At 67.1% G+C, this 17,659-nt stretch carries 23 protein-coding genes; 4 read left to right on the top strand and 19 right to left on the bottom strand.

The window, feature by feature from the left end; all coding sequences use genetic code 11:
* Both ACM9NP_RS19415 and ACM9NP_RS19410 read right to left on the bottom strand, forming a co-directional pair.
* Nucleotides 1-1,368 (bottom strand): tyrosine-type recombinase/integrase (locus ACM9NP_RS19415; protein WP_415648167.1); only part of this gene is annotated, 1,368 nt, incomplete at its 3' end.
* 10 nt (nucleotides 1,369-1,378) lie between these two features.
* Nucleotides 1,379-1,936, bottom strand: coding sequence for a helix-turn-helix domain-containing protein (locus tag ACM9NP_RS19410; RefSeq protein ID WP_415648166.1), 558 nt, complete (start codon nucleotides 1,934-1,936; stop codon nucleotides 1,379-1,381).
* A gap of 104 nt (nucleotides 1,937-2,040) precedes the next feature.
* On the opposite strand from ACM9NP_RS19410, the gene ACM9NP_RS19405 reads away from it, so the two are divergent.
* Nucleotides 2,041-2,223 (top strand): helix-turn-helix domain-containing protein, encoded by a 183-nt coding sequence (locus ACM9NP_RS19405; protein WP_415648165.1) that lies wholly within the window; start codon nucleotides 2,041-2,043, stop codon nucleotides 2,221-2,223.
* Nucleotide 2,224: 1 nt separating this feature from the next.
* Here the strand turns inward: ACM9NP_RS19405 and ACM9NP_RS19400 are convergent, their stop codons facing one another.
* The 7 genes from ACM9NP_RS19400 to ACM9NP_RS19370 all read right to left on the bottom strand — a co-directional run bounded on the left by ACM9NP_RS19400 (nucleotide 2,225) and on the right by ACM9NP_RS19370 (nucleotide 5,398).
* Nucleotides 2,225-2,398 carry a hypothetical protein gene (locus ACM9NP_RS19400; RefSeq protein ID WP_415648164.1) on the bottom strand — a complete coding sequence of 58 codons (174 nt, stop codon included), beginning with the start codon at nucleotides 2,396-2,398 and terminating at the stop codon, nucleotides 2,225-2,227.
* A complete protein-coding gene (locus ACM9NP_RS19395) occupies nucleotides 2,391-2,699 on the bottom strand; it encodes a hypothetical protein (RefSeq protein WP_415648163.1) in 309 nt (102 codons plus the stop codon). The genes ACM9NP_RS19400 and ACM9NP_RS19395 overlap by 8 nt, the downstream gene beginning before the upstream one ends.
* Nucleotides 2,680-3,579, bottom strand: coding sequence for a hypothetical protein (locus tag ACM9NP_RS19390; RefSeq protein WP_415648162.1), 900 nt, complete (start codon nucleotides 3,577-3,579; stop codon nucleotides 2,680-2,682). Before ACM9NP_RS19390 ends, ACM9NP_RS19395 begins: the two co-directional genes overlap by 20 nt.
* A 77-nt stretch (nucleotides 3,580-3,656) precedes the next feature.
* Nucleotides 3,657-4,016 (bottom strand): hypothetical protein, encoded by a 360-nt coding sequence (locus tag ACM9NP_RS19385; protein ID WP_415648161.1) that lies wholly within the window; start codon nucleotides 4,014-4,016, stop codon nucleotides 3,657-3,659.
* A 69-nt stretch (nucleotides 4,017-4,085) separates the two neighbouring features.
* Nucleotides 4,086-4,475 carry a hypothetical protein gene (locus ACM9NP_RS19380; RefSeq protein ID WP_415648160.1) on the bottom strand — a complete coding sequence of 130 codons (390 nt, stop codon included), beginning with the start codon at nucleotides 4,473-4,475 and terminating at the stop codon, nucleotides 4,086-4,088.
* Complete coding sequence (locus ACM9NP_RS19375; RefSeq protein WP_415648159.1) at nucleotides 4,469-4,945, bottom strand: hypothetical protein; 477 nt, start codon at nucleotides 4,943-4,945, stop codon at nucleotides 4,469-4,471. The genes ACM9NP_RS19380 and ACM9NP_RS19375 overlap by 7 nt, the downstream gene beginning before the upstream one ends.
* 87 nt (nucleotides 4,946-5,032) lie before the next feature.
* Nucleotides 5,033-5,398, bottom strand: a complete 366-nt coding sequence (locus tag ACM9NP_RS19370) for a hypothetical protein (protein WP_415648158.1) — start codon at nucleotides 5,396-5,398, stop codon at nucleotides 5,033-5,035.
* A 619-nt stretch (nucleotides 5,399-6,017) separates the two neighbouring features.
* Here ACM9NP_RS19370 and ACM9NP_RS19365 point away from each other — a divergent pair.
* Together ACM9NP_RS19365 and ACM9NP_RS19360 are read left to right on the top strand one after the other, a co-directional pair.
* Complete coding sequence (locus ACM9NP_RS19365; protein ID WP_415648157.1) at nucleotides 6,018-7,112, top strand: Scr1 family TA system antitoxin-like transcriptional regulator; 1,095 nt, start codon at nucleotides 6,018-6,020, stop codon at nucleotides 7,110-7,112.
* A gap of 282 nt (nucleotides 7,113-7,394) precedes the next feature.
* Nucleotides 7,395-7,706 (top strand): DUF397 domain-containing protein, encoded by a 312-nt coding sequence (locus ACM9NP_RS19360; RefSeq protein WP_415648156.1) that lies wholly within the window; start codon nucleotides 7,395-7,397, stop codon nucleotides 7,704-7,706.
* Nucleotides 7,707-7,764: 58 nt separating this feature from the next.
* On the opposite strand, the gene ACM9NP_RS19355 is transcribed toward ACM9NP_RS19360, so the two are convergent.
* The 6 genes from ACM9NP_RS19355 to ACM9NP_RS19330 all read right to left on the bottom strand — a co-directional run bounded on the left by ACM9NP_RS19355 (nucleotide 7,765) and on the right by ACM9NP_RS19330 (nucleotide 14,609).
* Nucleotides 7,765-8,385, bottom strand: a complete 621-nt coding sequence (locus tag ACM9NP_RS19355) for a hypothetical protein (RefSeq protein WP_415648170.1) — start codon at nucleotides 8,383-8,385, stop codon at nucleotides 7,765-7,767.
* A 234-nt stretch (nucleotides 8,386-8,619) separates the two neighbouring features.
* Complete coding sequence (locus ACM9NP_RS19350; protein ID WP_415648155.1) at nucleotides 8,620-8,880, bottom strand: hypothetical protein; 261 nt, start codon at nucleotides 8,878-8,880, stop codon at nucleotides 8,620-8,622.
* Nucleotides 8,881-8,894: 14 nt separating this feature from the next.
* Nucleotides 8,895-9,572, bottom strand: coding sequence for a hypothetical protein (locus ACM9NP_RS19345; RefSeq protein WP_415648154.1), 678 nt, complete (start codon nucleotides 9,570-9,572; stop codon nucleotides 8,895-8,897).
* An 11-nt stretch (nucleotides 9,573-9,583) separates the two neighbouring features.
* Nucleotides 9,584-10,051: a hypothetical protein gene (locus ACM9NP_RS19340; protein ID WP_415648153.1), complete on the bottom strand. Its 468-nt coding sequence runs from the start codon at nucleotides 10,049-10,051 to the stop codon at nucleotides 9,584-9,586.
* Nucleotides 10,052-10,067: 16 nt separating this feature from the next.
* Nucleotides 10,068-12,110, bottom strand: coding sequence for a hypothetical protein (locus ACM9NP_RS19335; RefSeq protein WP_415648152.1), 2,043 nt, complete (start codon nucleotides 12,108-12,110; stop codon nucleotides 10,068-10,070).
* Between the two features lie 12 nt (nucleotides 12,111-12,122).
* Nucleotides 12,123-14,609 (bottom strand): phage tail protein, encoded by a 2,487-nt coding sequence (locus tag ACM9NP_RS19330; protein WP_415648151.1) that lies wholly within the window; start codon nucleotides 14,607-14,609, stop codon nucleotides 12,123-12,125.
* Between the two features lie 158 nt (nucleotides 14,610-14,767).
* On the opposite strand from ACM9NP_RS19330, the gene ACM9NP_RS19325 reads away from it, so the two are divergent.
* On the top strand, nucleotides 14,768-14,929 hold the full coding sequence (locus ACM9NP_RS19325; protein ID WP_415648150.1) for a hypothetical protein: 162 nt from the start codon (nucleotides 14,768-14,770) through the stop codon (nucleotides 14,927-14,929).
* On the opposite strand, the gene ACM9NP_RS19320 is transcribed toward ACM9NP_RS19325, so the two are convergent.
* The 4 genes from ACM9NP_RS19320 to ACM9NP_RS19305 are packed head-to-tail and all read right to left on the bottom strand — an operon-like array spanning nucleotide 14,926 to nucleotide 17,449.
* On the bottom strand, nucleotides 14,926-15,342 hold the full coding sequence (locus tag ACM9NP_RS19320) for a hypothetical protein (protein WP_415648149.1): 417 nt from the start codon (nucleotides 15,340-15,342) through the stop codon (nucleotides 14,926-14,928). The genes ACM9NP_RS19325 and ACM9NP_RS19320 overlap by 4 nt on opposite strands.
* On the bottom strand, nucleotides 15,335-15,940 hold the full coding sequence (locus tag ACM9NP_RS19315; protein WP_415648148.1) for a phage tail tube protein: 606 nt from the start codon (nucleotides 15,938-15,940) through the stop codon (nucleotides 15,335-15,337). The genes ACM9NP_RS19320 and ACM9NP_RS19315 overlap by 8 nt, the downstream gene beginning before the upstream one ends.
* 54 nt (nucleotides 15,941-15,994) lie before the next feature.
* Complete coding sequence (locus ACM9NP_RS19310) at nucleotides 15,995-16,396, bottom strand: hypothetical protein (protein ID WP_415648147.1); 402 nt, start codon at nucleotides 16,394-16,396, stop codon at nucleotides 15,995-15,997.
* 39 nt (nucleotides 16,397-16,435) lie between these two features.
* Nucleotides 16,436-17,449 (bottom strand): pentapeptide repeat-containing protein, encoded by a 1,014-nt coding sequence (locus ACM9NP_RS19305; RefSeq protein ID WP_415648146.1) that lies wholly within the window; start codon nucleotides 17,447-17,449, stop codon nucleotides 16,436-16,438.
* Between the last annotated feature and the right edge of the window lie 210 nt (nucleotides 17,450-17,659).

Genomic DNA, 17,659 nt, shown 5'->3' with positions numbered 1-17,659 from the left:
CCGCAGGTTGCAGGTTCGAGTCCTGTCACTCCTGCCAGACGAAGGCCCTTGATCGGTGAAACCACTGATCAAGGGCCTTTCGCTTGCGTCACCATGAGAACACGTTTCGTGCGGGCGACCCTCCATTACACATTTATTACACATGGCACCCGTCGCCGCGACCGCTGCGAGCGCCTCGGATCGCTTGGCGTCCAATATCTGGGAAACTTCGTCGAGGCGGTCGTGCCACAGGTGACCGTAGACGTCGAGGGTGATCGACGGCTTGGCGTGGCCCAGCATTCGCTGTACAACGTAGACGTCAGCGCCCGCCGCGATCGCCAGTGACGCGGCCGTATGCCGCAGTTTGTGCGGAGTGATCCCGCGTCCAGCGAGCCCGGCCGCGTCGACCGCCCGATTGAACTCACGGTTGCGCCAGTTCGTGACACGTATCGGTTTGCCGCTGTCGGTCGTGAATAGATACTCGTCCGGGTCGCGGCCGGTCACCAGTTTCTCCAGTTCCCTGACGAGAAACCCGGCGATGGGGACCGCTCGCGAGGTGCCGTTCTTCGGAGGTCCTTCGTGGTATCCCCCGGCGTCGATGAACGTTGCGGTGACGAACAGGCGCCGCGAGGTGAGGTTCACCGAACGCACATGCAATGCGGCTGCTTCACCGATACGGATTCCGGTGTACGCCAAGGTGAGGATGAGCGCACGGTTGATTCGTGCCGCGGCGGTCGAGTGGCCGCGTTTGGTGATGAGAGCACTTCCCGCGACGGCGAGCCGTTCGATCTGTTGGTGTGTCAGGTACACGTGATCGGTCGGCACGATGCGGGGTAGGGAGACCATGCCTTTGACCGGGTTCTGCGTGATCAGCTTCGACTTGATCGCCCAGTCGAGGACCATCACCATGACGGTGTGGATGGAATGGATCTGGGACGCTCCCAACCCCGTCGTGTCCTTGGGTTTCGCGTTCGCGTCGCGCTCAAGCGACGTGATCCAACTGGCGTACCGTTCGAAGTCGATTGCGCTGACGGCAACGTTGCCCCACCGGGGTAGGCAATGCCCGTCCAACAACCGCCGGTATGTGCGGCGGGTCGACGGTTTCGTGTCCCGGTGGTTTATCAACCACGACTCGCACACGTCCTTGAAAGGGGTCTTGCCCGCCTTGGGGTCGCGGTACGTCCCGGCATGGAGAGTGGATTCGATCTCCGACGCTTTGGCCTCGGCGTCGACCTTTTTAGCGAAAGCGGCTGTCTTGGGTTTGTTGTTGTCGTCGTACCACCGGACCTGCCATCGCTTGGGGGGCATGCGCTTGGCCTTCTTGGCGTTCTTGACTGAGTCTTTGTAGTCGTCATTGGCGGCGCGGTCGTAGATCCACACTCGGGCCATTGATCGGCTCCTATTCGGGGGTTGGGGTTGATTCCTTGGTGAGGTGGGCGCGGGTGCGTCCGGTGTGGTCGCGGTCGATCTCAAGGCGCCAGGAGCCGGCGAGCCGGGAGGACAGGAACCGGGCGATCTCGTCGACAATGTCGGCGGCCTCGTGGGGGCGGCTGGCGCGGATGTAGCGGCGCAGCCGTTCGGGCCATTCGGGGTCGGCGCGGGGGTCACCTTCCTCGTCGGGTGCGAATAGCGGGTGCTCACCGCTGTTCCACCGCCATGCCGTCCGCCACGGGACGGACGGTCCGCCGGTGATGTCGACGGGGTCGCCGTCGTCGTGGGGCGGGAGCAGGAGAGCGGCGGGGCTGAGGTCGAATATCTGGGCGAGGGCGACGAGGTCACCAACGTCGACGCGTCGGGTGCCCTTCTCGATGCGGGACAGGCCAAGCGGCGGGATCGGTCGTCCCATCGTTTCGAGCCGGTCGGACAGCGCCTGGTAGCTCAGGCCGCGCGCCTTACGGAGGCGTTCGATGTTCGCGCGGACGTGATCCGCAGTCGGGTCTGTCGGGTTCTCTGTCACCCGCCGAACATTACATCATTTTGATAGTAAGTCAAATCATCTTGACTGTATTCTCGCTCGGATTGATCATTGATCTCGACAGATATCGATGGAAGGCGAAAGCAATGGAGCGAATGGGAACACCGGCCGAGGTCGCCGAGACCCTGAAGGTGTCAACGAAGACGCTGGCGCAGTGGCGTTGGCAGGGACGCGGCCCGGCGTGGTCGAAGATCGGTAGTACGGTGCGGTACGCCTGGACCGACGTCGAGGCGTACCGCACAGCGAATCGTGTCCAGCCGCGGGCTTAGGTCATTGCCCGACGAGGACGGCGACGGCGACCGCTGCGACCGCAGCGAGGAACAAGAGCTTGCCGACCATGTCGCGGGCGGTGACCCGGACGGTCGGCGACAACCGCCATGCCGCCATGAGAAGGAACGTCAAAGCAAGTACAGCGAGGCCTGCTTCGTCTGGTGTGTCAAACACGGGTGACTCTCCCGGTTCGGGTTAGGGCGGCTCGGATCGTCTCGGTGAGAAGCACTGTTTCGGCAGGGGTGAGAACGGGGACCCAGCGGGGTAGGAGTTCGAGAACGCCGCTTTCGCGGTCGTAGACGCCGAGGACGGTGGTGGTGATCGGACGGTCGAGGTGGATTTCGACGCGGCCGGGGACGCCGCGGTAGGCGACAAGGTGAACGAACCTTGCCGATAGCCGGCGGTGGAGGGTCGCGTTCAGGGGGATGTTGTCGAGACGGACCACGGTGGGCCTTTCAGTGTCGGGTGTGTTCATGGAGGGTGGGGGCGCGTCCGAGGTTGCGGCCGTCGCCGGTGGTTAGGGATGGTGTCCCGGTCGGGGGGATCAAGACGCGAATGTCGGACACGTCGGGTGCGCCGTTGCGTGTCCACATGCGGTAGAGGGATCGAATGCGGGCGGGCATGGATCGACCGCCGGTGTAGTGGATTCGCGCGCCGGGAGCTTGGGTGATCAGGGTGATCCGGGTCCAGTGGTTCCGGTGGTAATGCCCGTGAAGCGTGACGCCGCGGTCGTCGATCACGGTGGGGGTGAGTCCAGGGAGTGTGAACTGAAGGATGATTCGAAACGCGGGGTTGTCGATGATGGCGGTGGTGAGGTCACCGTCGACGCGGCCACCTTTTGTCCATCGTGTCCCTGGTGGCGGGGGCGTGGGGTCACGGCCGTGGTGGGCGTCGAGGTCGATGGTGGCGCGGAGGCGGTCGCCCGCGGTGGTGGCGCGAAGTATCGCGGTCTCCAATGGACCGGTCACGCGGGCGGTGAGGGTTCCCGTCGGGTTGAGGCCGTTGAACCACCACGGCGGCACCAGTGTTGGGCGGTGAGTGCCGGTGATGATCCGGTCGACGGGTGCGGTGTCGACGGCGACACGAACGCTGTCGAGGCCGGCGTTGTCGAGGGCAGAACGGGCGCGGTCGGCGCGGGTTCCATCGGCGACGACAGTGACCGCGGCGGCGCCGAGACGGTGCGCGACGAGGGCAGCGGTTGCGGTTCCTGTGACGGCGGCGGTCTGGCCGGGGTGCAGGTCGGCGGCGTCGACGAGATCGACTGTCGCGGCGGTGACGGTCGCCGCGACGCCAGGGAGCGCCGCCAGGGCGCCGATGATCCACCCCGGATACCGGCCGTCCAGTGGAGACAACACGTGTCCTTTCAATGGCGGGTGGGGCCGGTCAGCATTGGGGGGAACTGAACGGCCCCACCCGGTGGGGGCAGTGAGGTCTAAGCCGCGCGGACGACGGGGACGCGTGCGATTCCGACCGCCCGATACGCAACCTGCGGCAGGACGACGGCCCGCGGCGTGGGGCGGCGACGGAACCAGCGGCGCCGTTTCGGCGCGGCCCGCCACTCGATCACGATCGCTTCGCTTGCGCGGGTCTCGGCGGCGTCGACGATCACTCGTGCGGCCCGATACTCGGCGCAGCCGCGTCGTTCGGGTGGGGTCCAGACCGCGGACGGCCACCGGTGCCCGCATTCACGGCACTGGGTAAGGCCGAGGGGGTGTGTGGAGATCGGGTCCGGGCGGTGTCGGTCGACGGCCGCTCGGGCGCGCACGACGGCAGCGCCAGTTACGATTTGCACTGAGAATCCTTTCTCCAGCCAACGGCGTAGTTTGCAGACCGAGCCGTTGGCTGTTTTGTGTCTACTGTGTTAGATGGTGGTGGTCGGGGGCCGGAGACCGCCGAGGGCGGTCAGGACGTCGGCCCATGAGCGGGGGCCGGTGCCGTGATGGAGGACGAGCCGCCACCGGTTGGCGGCGACGGTCGGGCCGAGTTCGTCGGCGAGGATCGGTGCGGTGATGTCGTTCGCGGTGGTGATCGCGGCGGCGGGTGTGGGGGCGTCGACGGTTACACAGACGTCGCCGCTTCCGGGGATGACGTGGCGGCGGGCGAACGCAAGCACGACACTGGGGACGGCGTCGATACGGGATACGACCCGGTCGAGGCGGCATCCCAGGTCGTCACCGCCGCGATCGGTCTCGAACTGGACGACCACCGTCATGAACGCGGACCGGGGCGCGGTGACGGGGCCCATCAGCACGCCCCGAGGTCGTCGACGATCGACGTCGGTGCCGCCGCGAACGGCACCGCCAAGGCCGCCATCGCGGTGGCGGCGTACCTCGCTAGGGCGGTCTCGATCACGAACGGTCCTGGCTCGTCGAGGTGTTCGATGAGCGCGTCGAGCGTTCGCACCGCATCGGGCGTCAGGGCCGCGGTCGGTTCGGCTTCGACGTCGAACCCGACGACGGTCACCGCCTCCGTTCCACCGAGTACGGCCGTGAACACCATGTCGATGACGGGTTGGAGTACGTCGAGAGCGGCGGGCGGTTCCGGGGCGCGGATTGTTGCCGAGACGGTCACCCGCCCCGTCGCGGGCAGTCCGCACACCGACAGGTCGGCGACTCCCATGGGGACATGTTCCTGAAAAGCGGTCAGGAGCGCGGTGCACCGGTCGTCGTTGACGGCAACCGACCGGTCAACCTGGTAGTGCATGTCGACAAAGAATCGCATGTGGACCTCGTTTCATGGGTCGTGAAGGGAGGGTGGGGCCGCGTGTTTCCTGCCAGAGCGGCCCCACCCAGTGGAGAGGGAAAAGGTCTAAGCGCCCGACGGGCGGAACTCCCACACGACCGGCGGACGGCCGGGCGGTGTCCGGGTGTCGGCGCGGCGTGCGGCGCTCACCGCCGCCACCACGAGCGCGTCCCGCCAATCGGTTCCATCGGGGCGCTGGTAGGCGGCGTTCCACGCGGCTTCCGGTACGCCGGCGCCGGTGCCGGTGATCGTGCAGACGAGGACCCGACGCGGGTGGCCGTTGGCGGGGGCGTAGACGCGGATCGTGTCGGCCGACGTCGCCGACCGGCACACGGCATAGACCCCGTCCGAGAAGGACACTTCGATGATCATCGGGTTGCCATCCACCGTCAGGACGTTCACGCGGTCGGGGTCGTCTCGCCGGGTTGTCATGGTCGCGCCCACGACGCGGCACGAAGAATGTCGTCCGCTTCGCGCCGCGCCGTGCATCCGATGCGGCGCCACGCTTCCCCACAACGGCCACACGTGCCGAACATCCGACCGACGCGACCATGCACGGTCACAGCGGTTTGAGCTTGCCGGATGCGTTGATCCACCAGTACGGTCATGATGAGCCTCCAAGCTCGAAACACAGCCGGCAGCGTCGGCGTCCAAACTTCCGCTGCCGGCTTTTATTCTTTTATGGACGTTTCAGGCGGGGCGCCGTCTCACTCCTGCGCCAGCACCTCACGTCCAGGCGCCTGCTCGGCGAAATACGCACACGGCCACCTCATCCCGACTCCGAAACGTTCCGTGCACGTCTTGCACAGTTCGACCGGTTCGGGAAAACGCGAGCTGGACTCATACGGCGCGTGGCCTACCTCGACGGGCACAACCGCGGCATGTGCGGTGTTTTCGTCGTCTATACGGCTGGACATCGTCACCTCGCCTGTGATTCACATGACTTGCGATAGATCACATCCTTGCACACACGTCACAGAAACGCAATGTGCGTTCTAGCGTTGGGCGTGCCGCAAGTCGTCCTCAACGCACGGTGGGGCAGAATGAGCACATGACAGCACGTAAGAGTCCTACGGTTCGCAAGCGCCGGTTGATTCGTGCTTTGCGGCAGTTCCGCATGGACGCGAACATCACGCTTGAAGTTGCGGCGGCGCATCTCGCTATCAACTACGCGTCCTTGTCTCGGATCGAGACGGGTGTTGCAGCCGTTAGAGTGCCGTACGTTGAAAGCCTGCTGAGGTTTTACAACGTTCCGGAGGAACAACACGCTGAGTTGGTGCAGCTTGCGCGAGACGCGAAGCAACGGGGGTGGTGGCAGCCCTATAAGGACATCCTGTCGTCCGAGTATGCCGACTTCATCGGCTTCGAAACTGAAGCCAGTGAGACACGAACGTACGAGTTGGACACCGTTCCTGGAATCCTTGAGACGGAGGACTACGCGAGAGCTCTCATCTCGGCGCAACTCCCAGGTGCGGCCCCGGAAGACATCGAAAAACGGGTGAAACTACGCGCGAGCCGTCAGGACCGGCTCAGGGAAGACCCGAAACTCCGTGTTTGGGCGATTCTTGGGGAAGCTGCGCTTAGATATCAGGTCGGAGGGAAGAAAGTTCTTCGTGAGCAGCTTGACTACCTCCTGGAACTTCAACGTCAACCCAACATCACGATCCAAGTTCTTCCGTTCTCGGCTGGCGCCCATCCCGGCATGGCCGGACCGTTCGTCATCCTCGCGTTCGACAAGGATCCTGACATCGTCTACCTCGAAGGACTCACAAGCGCCCTTTATCTCGAAGATTCGGGGGAGTTGGAGCGCTATAGGATGGTGTTTGAGCGTCTTCTTGCCGAAGCCTTGAGTCCTGCGGCATCAGACCAGCTCATTCGAGAGGCATCAAAAGAGTTATGCCGCTCAAATCACGGAAGGAGGCGCGGGATGGACGCGCGAGTTGACGACCTGGCCCGTGCCCGGTGGCGCAAGGGAAGTCGAACACAAGCTAACGGCAACTGCGTCGAGGTCGCGCTGGTCGGTTCCGTCTATGTGCGGGACTCCAAGCTCAGTACGGTCGGAGCGTTCCCCACGCTTGCGATCTCCAGCACTGAGTGGAACGAGTTTCTCTCGGCGATCGCAACCGACGACAATCTGACGCGTTAGGCAGCGCCACTTTCGTTGTGGAGTAAGCAATCCCCTCCTTCTGAAGTGGCTATTCCAACGTTGCCCCCATCTACCTCTCGGCCCCTGCCCCTCGGCGGGGGCCGGTTTCGTCTCGTGGCAGTAGGTAAGGGGCATGGAGGGTCACCACTGCCTCTCATCGATCATGCTTCGGACACGGCATCAGCGTTGTTGCACCCCTGCTTTCCTTGCTCGACAACGGTTCGGGCTCCATACTTGCGGAGAGTGACGCAGTCGCGCGTCTCACTGTCGTTGGAGGTGGCCATGCCCTGTCAGGAACAGCCCTCGATCGCACCACTCGCCCGCACACCGATCATGTGGCGAAAGTCCAGCCGAAGCGGGAACGGCGACAACTGCGTCGAAGTCGGTTGCATTCACGACGCCCCATGGCGCAAGTCCAGCCGAAGCAACGGCAACGGCGGTTCCTCGTGCGTTGAAGTTGCACCGATCAGCGCTCTGATCGCCGTGCGTGACTCGAAACTCGACACCTCTGGCGACTTCCCGTTCCTCGCCGTTGAGGGCGGTGACTGGGCGGGCCTCGTCGCCGCGATCCGCTCGGGTGAGTTCGACGGCTAGCCCTTCAACGAAGCTACGAATGCGCGGCGGTTCCCGGGGCGGGGACCGCCGCGCTTACCTATGCGGTGGTGAGGGTTGCGGCGCGGAATGTTGCCCAGCCGCCGACGATGTTGCGGACTTGGCGGTCGGTGATGCCGAGGGCGGCGGCTGCGGCGGCCTGGGTGATGGCGGGTTCGCGGGTGATGAGGGCGGCGAGTTCGGCGCGGCGGGCGTCGGGGGCTTTGCCGGGCCGCTGCGGCGGGGACGCCTGCGGTGCCGCGACGACGGGAACGGGGACGGGCGCCAGTTCGACGATGGAGGCAACAGGTGCGGCGGGTGTCGGCGCGGGGTCGGCAACGGGGGCGGGTGTGATGGTGGTGAGGTGGTGGCCGCGCCATAGGACGATGGGGGCGACGGCGGATACGGGGATGACGAGCCACCATGCGGGCACGACCATTCCGGCGGTGAGCAGGTGGGCGAGGACCTGGCAGACGATCATGAGGACGATGGCCGCGCCGATGTCGCGGCGGGCGTGGGCGCGAAACGCGCTGACGGCGTACAGGTCGAGCATGACGGGGAACAGCCAGGCGAGGACGGGATTGAAGCCGACCGCGACGGCGAGGGCGTGTTCGGCGTGGGCGGTGAGGATCATGGCCGCGCCCAATGAGATGAGGCGGGTGGCGCGAACGGAAGTGGGCACGCTGTTAGCGTTCGTAGTACGCATTGCGGGACTCCTGAGGTCTCGTCTGCGAGGCCCCGTTTCGGTGTTGGCGCACCGGGCGGGGCCGCTCTATTTCGGTTGTGCTGGCGACAATAGCGAGGTCGTCTCGTCGGCAACGCACCGAGCCCGACTGTCTCTTGTGTCTTCTTTGTGGAACGGCGAAACCGGCCCGCCCCGCACCCCAATGAAGGGAAACGGAACGGGCCGGTGTGATCAGGTATCGGTCTTCGGTGCGGGCGGGGTGTAGGTGGGGGGTCGTTTGGTGCCGAGGAGGTATCCGGCGGCGGGCCAGCGGCGTTCGAGGGCGCGGGCGGCGGCGTAGTAGACGGCGGCGGCAACTGCCGTCCCGCCGGTGGTGAGTGCGGTGGTGGTGGCGGTGTTGAGGTCGACGCCGTGGGCGGTGAGCCATGCGGCGACGGAGCCGACGGCGACGGGCACCCAGGTGCGGATGAGGGATACAAGGTAGTCAGACAAAGGCGATCGTCCTTTTAGTCGGTGGGGTTGCGGAGGGTTTCGGCGAGAGCGTCGAGGTCGGCGCGGATCGCGGAGACGGTCTCGGCGAGGGCGGCGAGGGCCGGGAGAACCTGGCCGTGGACGGCGTCCTTCGCGCTGCGGGCGTGCCCGTAGCCGGACGCCAGAGCCGTTCGGACGCTGATCGTCTCGTCGAGTTCGGGGTGGTTCTCGCGGACCCATTCGGGGAGGGTCACGCGGTCGGACAGGTCCATGTCGAGTCCTAGGGGGTCGTAGTCGGTGATGTCGGTGGTGAGGTGGTCGGTGCGGATCGACACGTGAACGTGGTGGTCGTTCGACGGGCGCGACGATCGGAACCGGTCGGAGTGGTTGTAGTGGCGGCCGTTGGTGTTGAGGTATTTCAGCCAGGGGAGGCGTCCGGCGCGGGCGTCGCGGAGGATCGCCGCACCGAGGCCGCGAGAGTTCGCAAGATCGATGGCGGTCACGACGTAGCCGGACAGTCGTTTGGGCCAGGCCGTGTAAGAGAACGGCGTGTGGTCTTCGGGGAAGGAGGCCGTCAGGTGTGCGGTGTTGCCGAGGGTGCCGAGGACGGCGATACCGTGCCGCTGCGCGTACTTCTCAAGGTCGGCGATGGGGCCGGCTTTCTTCCATGGCCGTCCGGCTCGCACCCACGCGCGATAGGCAGATGTGGCCATAGTGGAACCTCCTAAGGTAGTGGGGTGTAGAGGATGGCGCGGTGGGCGATGTCGAGTCCGCCGGTGGCGGGGTCGCGGACCATGTGCTGCAACTGGACCCAATAGACGGCGCCGGGTTCGAGGCCGGAGAGGAACACCCATCCGCTGGCCGAGGTGTTCATGGGGGCGGCGTCGACCCAGTAGGCGGCGATGCCGCCGGTGGTGGTGGAGGGCGCGTGGATCACGGGGCCGGTCGGGTTGCCGTGGCGGACTTCGACGGAGAGGTACACGCCGCCGCCGTCGCTGTCTTCGTCGACCATGGCCCAGATGTCGATACGGGCGCGGCCGGATGTGGGCGCCGTGATCGTCATCGACACGTCGGGCGTGCCGGGCGACCAGGTGGTGTTGGTGATGTTCTCCAGGTCGGTGGGGTCGGCGACGTACACGCTCGGCGGGTGGTCGACGGCGCGGATCGGTTGCCCCGCCAACAGATCGGGCATGGGGGGTGTCCTTTCTTTATCGGGCGCGGATGGCGGGTGCGGCGAGTCGCACCGCGGTACCGGCGGGGTGGGCGATGGCGCCGGTGTGTCGGGTGAGCGTGAACCGTTGTGTCGGGCCGGTTCCGTCGACGGCGGTGACGGTGGCGGTGTCGCCGTCGCCGATCGCGACATCGAACGGGACGGCGTCGGTCGACCACGGTGGACCGGTGGTGGTGTCGACGTCGAGGGTCGTGGCGGTGGCGTCGATGGCGTGGGCGGTGGCACATCCGGCGGTGTCGTACCGGTCGGCGGCGTCGCGAACGGCCACCCTCCACGGCCCGCCGGGTACGCCAGTGATGACGGCGTCCCAATGGGACGGGGTGAGGGTTTCGGTGTATCCGGTGACGATGAGCGATGTTGGGGGGAGGCCGGGGAGGCCGGGGAGCCCGGCGAGGGTGACGCGGTCGCCGAGGCGAAGTGCGCACCATGCGGCGATGAGGTCGCCGCGGGCGGCGAGGTCGACGGGGACGACGGGGTATCGGGGGCCGGGTGCGGTACCGAGGTGGAGCCGCCACCCCGCAATATCGGGTAGTTGCTCATCCCACGCGACGGACACGGTGACCTGTTCGTCGTAGCGTCCGACCTCGGCGATACCGGACGGCCCGTCGTCTGCGACGGCACGCGCGGCACCACCGTTCGTGCGGTTCACGGTGATGTCGTTGCGGATCGTCTGGTCGTCGACGACGGGCCGGATCGCGGGAGTGATCGCGTCGCGGTCGGCGTCGAGGTCGAGGGCGGCGGGTTGGTTGTAGAGGGATGCGCGGGTGCGGTAGACGAGACCGCCCGTTGAGGGGTGTTCGGTGAGAATGCCGCCGTCGGCCGCGGCGGCGTCGGTGAGGATCGCCAACACGGGTGCGGGGGTGTCGGGGCCGAGTGGTGCGGAGCCGGTGGCGTCGCCGATGAGGTCGACGGGCACGTTGGTTTCGGCGGCGACGCGAAGGATACGCGCACCCGTGTTCTCACCGGGGTGTCCGGCGAGGCGGGCGGCGACGGCCGCGCCGTCGGTGGGGGCCGCGGCGGTGACCGCGAGGTGCCCCATGACGGCCAGGCCACCGGCGGCGCGAGGGCGGGCGGTGATCATCGTCGGGCGTCCGACGCCGGCGAGGGCCGCGTGCGTCGCCGTCCCGACGGTCACACCGTCGACGGTAACGGCGACGGCCAGACCGAGGGGGTCGGTGGCGAGGGTGACGGTCACCCAGTGCGCGGCGCCGTTGGCGACCCGCGACGCGGGCACGGTGAGAAGGGTGGCGGCGATGTCGTCGCGGTCGGCCCCGATTACCGTCACCGCATCGCCGATCGCCAGGGTGTAGGTGACCCAGACGTTGCCGTTGACGCTGACCGTCCATACCGGCCACACCGGGCCGGGTTCGGCGGCGATCACGGCCGAGATCGACCAGACGTCGTCGAAGGCGCCGCCGGGGATCGTGCCGGTGAGTGATCCGGTCGAGGCGCGCCAATCCGGCAACGGCAACGAACCTGGGGCGGTGTCGACCTCGGCGAACGCGACACGGCGACCCGCGGCCGTCCACATCGCCGGAACACCTGTGACGCCCGACGCGGCGCGGACGGTTCCGGGGCCGTCCTCAAGGGGCCAATACGCGACGTACCCGGTCGCGCCGCGCGACATGGCCGACGTTTCACCGGCGCGGCCCTGCCCGAGTCTGCGGATCACACCGGACGCGGTCACCGCGACGTGCGCGGCGCCGTCCCGCCCGGCGGGCCAATAGGGTTCGACGCCGACGACGTCACCGAGAAACCGCGTGAACGGTTCACCGTCGACGACGACGCGGACCCGAGCCCGCGTGCCGAACCGAAGCAGGGCACTGGGACGCGGCGTGTACCGGCCGGTCCCGTTGTCGAGCTCGAACGCGACCTGCGACGGTGCGGGTGCCACGCCGGGTTCACCCCCGGACCCGGCCTGAATCGGGACGGCCGACGTCACGTCATCGGTGACGTCGACCCACACCGCACCGTCCCACACCTCGACCGTCACCCCCGTCGACAAATCCGACACATCCACGTGGCGCCTCCCTTATAGACCGAACGCGGTTTGAACGGAGCCGCCGCCAGTGGTGCGCACGGCGTACCGAAGCCATTCGGTGAGGGCGCGCGGAAGTCCGGTGCCATCGATCGTGATCACGGGCGAGGCGGCGGCGTCGCGAACCGACGGACCGTAGGCACGGGCGGTGTCGGGCGTCGGAACGTCGGCGGCCCACGGGGCGTACGCCGCACGCGCGACCGCCACCGACTGACGCACCACCGGCGTCTCGATCCCCTTGAGTCCCTTGAGCCAGCCCGCGCCGATGTCCTCGCCCAACGACATGAACAGGCGCGACGGTGAGCTGATACCGAAGAACTCGGTTACGGAGTTCCACGCGTCCTCGGCGAACCCGAGCAACAGATCACCGATCTTGCTTCCGAGATTCTTCAATCCCTTAAGGACGCCATTGATCATGTCCTTACCAAGAGACGTGAACTTGCCCGGGAGTCCCTTCAGGAATCCTAGGATCTTTCCCGGTAGCGACTTGAAGAACGCGTAGGCGCGGTCCCAATCGGTGATAAGGGCGATCGCACTGGTCACCGCCGACGTCAGGACACCCCACCCGTCGGCGAACAGACCGAGGAGGGCCATGCACGCGTCGAGTCCGGCGGCGAGGCCGTCGATGAGCCACCCCGCCACCGTCGCGATCGCCTCGACGAGCGGAACGATCGCGCCGACGATGAGTTCTTCTGCGATGAGCGCGGCGACGTTGGCGACGAGGACGGCGACGGGCGCCAGCGCCTCAACCAGGCCCACAATGGATGGAATGAGAGGGAGGACGGCTTGCAGCAGCGCGAGCCCGGCGGTCGCCAGCGATTGCCACGCCGGAACCATGCTCGACAACAGCCCCGGCAACATGTTCAGTAGCGGCGCCATGTCGGCGAATGCCTGCGTCAGCAGCGGTGCCGCCTCAGCCGCGACCTGCGACAGGACACCGCCGACCCCGCCCAATGCGTCCGCAATGGACGACAGGAGCGACGGACTCAACGCCTGATCGAGAGCGACGGCGAGCGGTTCTATCAGCGTTGCGGCGGCTTGCAACCCGACGGCGAGGACGCCGCCGAACAGATCGGCGAGCCGACCGACGACCGGCAGCAGGGGCGCGGCGGCGGTGACGACCGACGCCAGCGCGGACGCGAGCGGTCCGATGTCGATAGCGGCCAGGGCGTCCATGAGGGACCCTGCGAGGACATCGAGGGCGGGGCCGAGCGCACTGGCGATCGACGCAAACGCCGGGGCGAGCACCGATCCGACGCCCTGCGCGAGAGTGAGGATCACCGGCACCAGCGCCGACACGACCGCGTGCGCGGACGCGAACAGGGATGTCAACGTGTCCTGACCTGCGGCACTGTTGAGGAACGTCGAGACGGCGCCGGTGACTTGCTCGATCGTGCCGAGCAGGCCGCCCCCGGCCGACGACGACGCCGACATGACCGCCGAGACGATCCCACCGACGTTGCCGAGCATGCCGCCGAGCGTGGACAGTGCCGCCGACACCGACTCGACGAACGACGCGAGTTGCCCGGTCTGTTCGGCGTGAGCGATGAACGCTCCGAACCGTTCCGCGGCGGCACCGGCAGCGGCACCCGCCGCCGACAGCACCGGCGCGAACGCGGCAATGACGCGACCGATCGCATCGAGAGCGGGAGCCGCGCCGCGCGCCAGACCGGCCAAACCGGCGGAGGTGTGAGACAAGGCCGCGTCGATCCCGGCGAGGAACCCGGTCGACGTCGCACCCGCCGCCACACCGCGCGCAATGGCGTTGAGTCCATCGGCGACCGCCGGAAGCTGCGACCGCAACCGCGGCAACCATGTTCCGGCGAGGCCCGCGAACTCCGAGGCGAGCCCGGCGAACAGGCGCCCTTGGACGGCCCGTTTCAGGCCTTCGAAGGCGGGTGCGGCGGCGCGGACTTCGGTCACGAACGCGCGCGCCGTCGGTGCCAACCGGTTCAACGCCTCGGCGTCACCGGAGAGCGCGTCGGCGACACCGGACATGCCGAGTTTGAGAACCGCGGCGGCGGCGACCGCACCGGCGATCAGTGCCGGAAGTGCCGCCAATGACCCGGCGACCGGAGCGAGGGCGGAAGCGAGCTGCGCGGCACCGGCGACGGCGGAGACGAGCCCAGCCGCGAGGATCGCGGGACCGGCCATCGACGCCGCACCACCGAGCAGCCCGACCGGAAGTCGAATCGACGTCGACGATTCGGCGGTCTTCGCGGCACGTTTCACGTCGCGGACGAGACCGCGGGTGTCGGCCGTCGCGGGGATCGCAACGGTGCGGGCTGCCGACTCGGCCCGGCGAATGCCGCGGATGACGTCGCGCGCGAGCCCGTCGGTGTCGGCCTCCGTCCGCACCCGCAACAGCTCTCTTGCCGCGACACGGTCCAGGAACTTCCGCAACGCCGGGCGGAAGTCGCTCGTGTCGGGAAGGACGCGGATAGATACGCGTCCGGCTTCCTGCCCACCGGGACCGGCCATCGTCACTCACCCCCGGTTCCGCCCCGCGTGGCGGCGATCTCGGCGACCCGCACCACCCGCCGTGACTCGGCCCGTCGCGGCGTTCCAGGGCGCGGCAACGGATCGGGACGGCGAAGACGGCGGCGAGTCGCCGTTTGCGCGGTGACGTAGGTGTTCGCGTGAACGGCGTCAACGACCGCCGCGAGGAGGTAGGCGGAGGTATCCCAACCGTCGTGACCGGCACCGCGGACGGCGACAGCCACCCGCGACGTCGACGGCAGTTCGGCGACGAGGACGAGCAGCCGCCGCAGCGTCAGGCGTCCGGTGAACAGATCACCTAGCGGGAGTTGATACGTGGCTTGGAGGTCCGCCTCGACCGCGTGCGGGTGCGCGACGATGAGCGCGGCGAGGCCGACGATTCCCCCGGCGACACCCCAAGCTCACCGAAGTATGCGGCGACGAGTTCCCCGATGTCGGAGCCGGTGAACGGCGCGTCATCGAACGCGTCCCGATCGGCGGCGGGGAGGGCGGAACGAAGGATGTCCTCGGCTGCCGCCGACAACTCGATTGCCTCCACCCCCGACATCTCGGCGCCGTTGACGCCCTCGGCGAGAGCGGCATACCGGCGAAGTTTCGCGGGTCGAATGTCGGGGCGACCGAACCGCCACGTGCGGCCGTACAACCGGCGCGTCAACACCGTCGCGTTCGGGTCGGTGGTGGCCTCGGCGGCGACCGCGTCAAGTGAATCAGCCACGGGTCATGTCCTTTCTGTTCACCGCAGCACCCGCAGGCGGCGGCGGTGGCGGTGGTGCGGGGGTGCCGAGGTGTGGGGCGAGCCATTCGGCGAGGTGAGCCGCCGACGCATGATCGAGAACCGTGGCCTGCAACGGAAACCCGGTGAAGTCTTCGGGGCTCGCTGTTGCTTCACCACCCGGACCGAGGCTTGCCTTGGCGGCGTAGAAGTCGACCTCCGCGGCACCGTCGACAAGGCGAATGAACAGCGCCTTTTCCAACGCGCCTGGCGATTTCAGGACGCCGAACACGCCTTCGGCCGCGACGTCGCCGCCACCGAAGTACGCCGACAGCGCTTCGTTGTCGACCTGAAGCGCGGTCCACCCGAGGGTGAACGTGATCTCGTCGATCGACTCACGCACCCCCGCGCGGGACCGCCACGTGCGGCGCACGGTCTTCTCAATCTCGAACGTGACCGTGAGTCCGTCTTCCGAGCTGTGCCCCAGATCGGTCCAGGCTGCGTCCGGCGCGGACGGGTCGGTGGGGCGGGCGGTACCCGTTGGGGCGGTGAAGACGTACCCCACCCCCGGAATCACCAAAGTGGAATCATCAAGCGCCATACGGCGCACCTCCTAAAATGGATAGAGGAACGCCGAACGGCGCAAAGAATGGGTCTAGTGGACGGTGACAGCGACCGTGGTCACGTACCGGTGGCAATCGGCGGGCGCGAACGGGTCGGGAACATGAACGGGGCTGGACACATGCAGGACGGCAACGACCGTCCCGCCATCGACGGCAACGGACCGGACGGGAAGCAAAGCGGAGAGAACTTCACGAGCAAGGGCACGGGCGTGCCCAGCGTCCGGCCCCGCCCAACACGACAACGCGACCGTCGCCGACTCGACCACCGGCCCACCCCGCCACGACGGCGACACGATCCGGCCGCGGACAGCGGCGACATGCACGAACGGGAGCTTCGCCGTGAGGTCAGGCGGCACCACGGTGCCAGCCGTCACGGCTGACGGCAACAGGTCCCGCAAGACGGCGACCGTAACGAGCACAGGATCGGGAGGCATGACCACCTCCCGTAGGCACTACTCAAGCAGCCATCGAACTCAGAACTTTGGGGGTGCGGACCAGTCTCTAACACCCGTCAAGATGAGCTTGCCGCCGGAGAAATTCGCGCGCGCGAAGGAGACGATGCCGCCGGAGAACTTCGCGACCGCGAAGGAAACGTTTCTTCCGGAGAACGTCGCGCCCTCGAAGGAGACGATGACGCCGGAAAAATCCGCGCCCGGGAAGGAGACGATGCCGCCGGAGAACTTCGCGTCCACGAAGGAGACGATGCCGCCGGAAAACGTCGCGCTCGGGAAGGAGACGATGCCTCCGGAGAACTTCGCGCGAGCGAAGGAAACGTCGCCGCCGGAAAACGTCGCGCCGAAGAAGGAGACGTTGCCTCCGGAGAACTTCGCGCTCGGGAAGGAAACGTTGCCTCCGGAGAACTTCGCGCGAGCGAAGGAAACGTCGCCGCCGGAAAACGTCGCGCGAGCGAGATTAAGAACGGTTCCTGGGGTGATTTTGGATCTGGATAGGTCTCCTGCGTCGATGACGGCTCCGTTGAGGTCGAAACGGTGTCCGTGCCAGGTCTTGTGTTTGACAGGTTCAGCGCGAAGGCGTTCGCCGATGGTGTCGAGGATGGCGCGACGGATCTCGCGTTCTTCGGTGGCGGCTCGGTGCTGTTGGAGGTCCTGTTCATCGGCGGTGTCGTCGAGTTCCCCAGGCGGTTGATACGGCGCCCGAACATAACCGCAGAGGACATTGATACAGGTTTGACGGCCCGCATCCCAGTCGTCGGCAAGCGCCGCCATGGAGTACGCCCCGGCGAGACGAACACGTGCAGCGTTAGATCCGAGTTGTTCGGCGGCTCCACTGAACCTCTCGTGAAAATGCTTGGATTGCTCGCGGGCATCCGCTGCGTCTAGTCGCTGTTCGGCGGCATCGTTCCGGCGTTCGGCAGCCTCCCCATCGCGCTGCTTCCGGTAGCCGATCGTCAGGAACACAACCCCGCCGAGGCCGCCGACGATCGCAAGAACGATCTTCGCGACCTCGAACCGTGCCTTGTCGTCCAAGCCCTCGGTGAGCGTCAGCGCCCACGTTCCCGACCACAACCGCCACAGCAGGTAGGCCGTCCCCAAGGCGACGGCGAGGATAGTACCTATATGGACAACGAGCGGCAGGCGATGGCCGGATGTGTTGCCGCCGCGTGGTTTCCAGAGCTTCATGCTCTAGTGGTACCGCACCGCGTCGACTCGACTACCAAGTGGTGGAGTGGGAGGCTG

The sequence above is a fragment of the Stackebrandtia soli genome (assembly GCF_965137155.1).
GTDB lineage: Bacteria > Actinomycetota > Actinomycetes > Mycobacteriales > Micromonosporaceae > Stackebrandtia > Stackebrandtia soli.
The sequence above is the reverse complement of the archived record's forward strand: the minus strand, read 5'-3'. Positions and strand labels throughout refer to the sequence as shown.

What these genes read in the sequence shown, in the direction of transcription:
- ACM9NP_RS19405 (WP_415648165.1), top strand. Translation starts at nt 2,041, where the DNA reads ATGGAGCGAATGGGAACACCGGCCGAGGTCGCCGAGACCCTGAAGGTG.
- ACM9NP_RS19395 (WP_415648163.1), bottom strand. Translation starts at nt 2,699, where the DNA reads ATGAACACACCCGACACTGAAAGGCCCACCGTGGTCCGTCTCGACAAC.
- ACM9NP_RS19375 (WP_415648159.1), bottom strand. Translation starts at nt 4,945, where the DNA reads ATGCGATTCTTTGTCGACATGCACTACCAGGTTGACCGGTCGGTTGCC.
- ACM9NP_RS19370 (WP_415648158.1), bottom strand. Translation starts at nt 5,398, where the DNA reads ATGACAACCCGGCGAGACGACCCCGACCGCGTGAACGTCCTGACGGTG.
- ACM9NP_RS19365 (WP_415648157.1), top strand. Translation starts at nt 6,018, where the DNA reads ATGACAGCACGTAAGAGTCCTACGGTTCGCAAGCGCCGGTTGATTCGT.
- ACM9NP_RS19360 (WP_415648156.1), top strand. Translation starts at nt 7,395, where the DNA reads ATGCCCTGTCAGGAACAGCCCTCGATCGCACCACTCGCCCGCACACCG.
- ACM9NP_RS19345 (WP_415648154.1), bottom strand. Translation starts at nt 9,572, where the DNA reads ATGGCCACATCTGCCTATCGCGCGTGGGTGCGAGCCGGACGGCCATGG.
- ACM9NP_RS19340 (WP_415648153.1), bottom strand. Translation starts at nt 10,051, where the DNA reads ATGCCCGATCTGTTGGCGGGGCAACCGATCCGCGCCGTCGACCACCCG.
- ACM9NP_RS19330 (WP_415648151.1), bottom strand. Translation starts at nt 14,609, where the DNA reads ATGGCCGGTCCCGGTGGGCAGGAAGCCGGACGCGTATCTATCCGCGTC.
- ACM9NP_RS19315 (WP_415648148.1), bottom strand. Translation starts at nt 15,940, where the DNA reads ATGGCGCTTGATGATTCCACTTTGGTGATTCCGGGGGTGGGGTACGTC.
- ACM9NP_RS19310 (WP_415648147.1), bottom strand. Translation starts at nt 16,396, where the DNA reads ATGCCTCCCGATCCTGTGCTCGTTACGGTCGCCGTCTTGCGGGACCTG.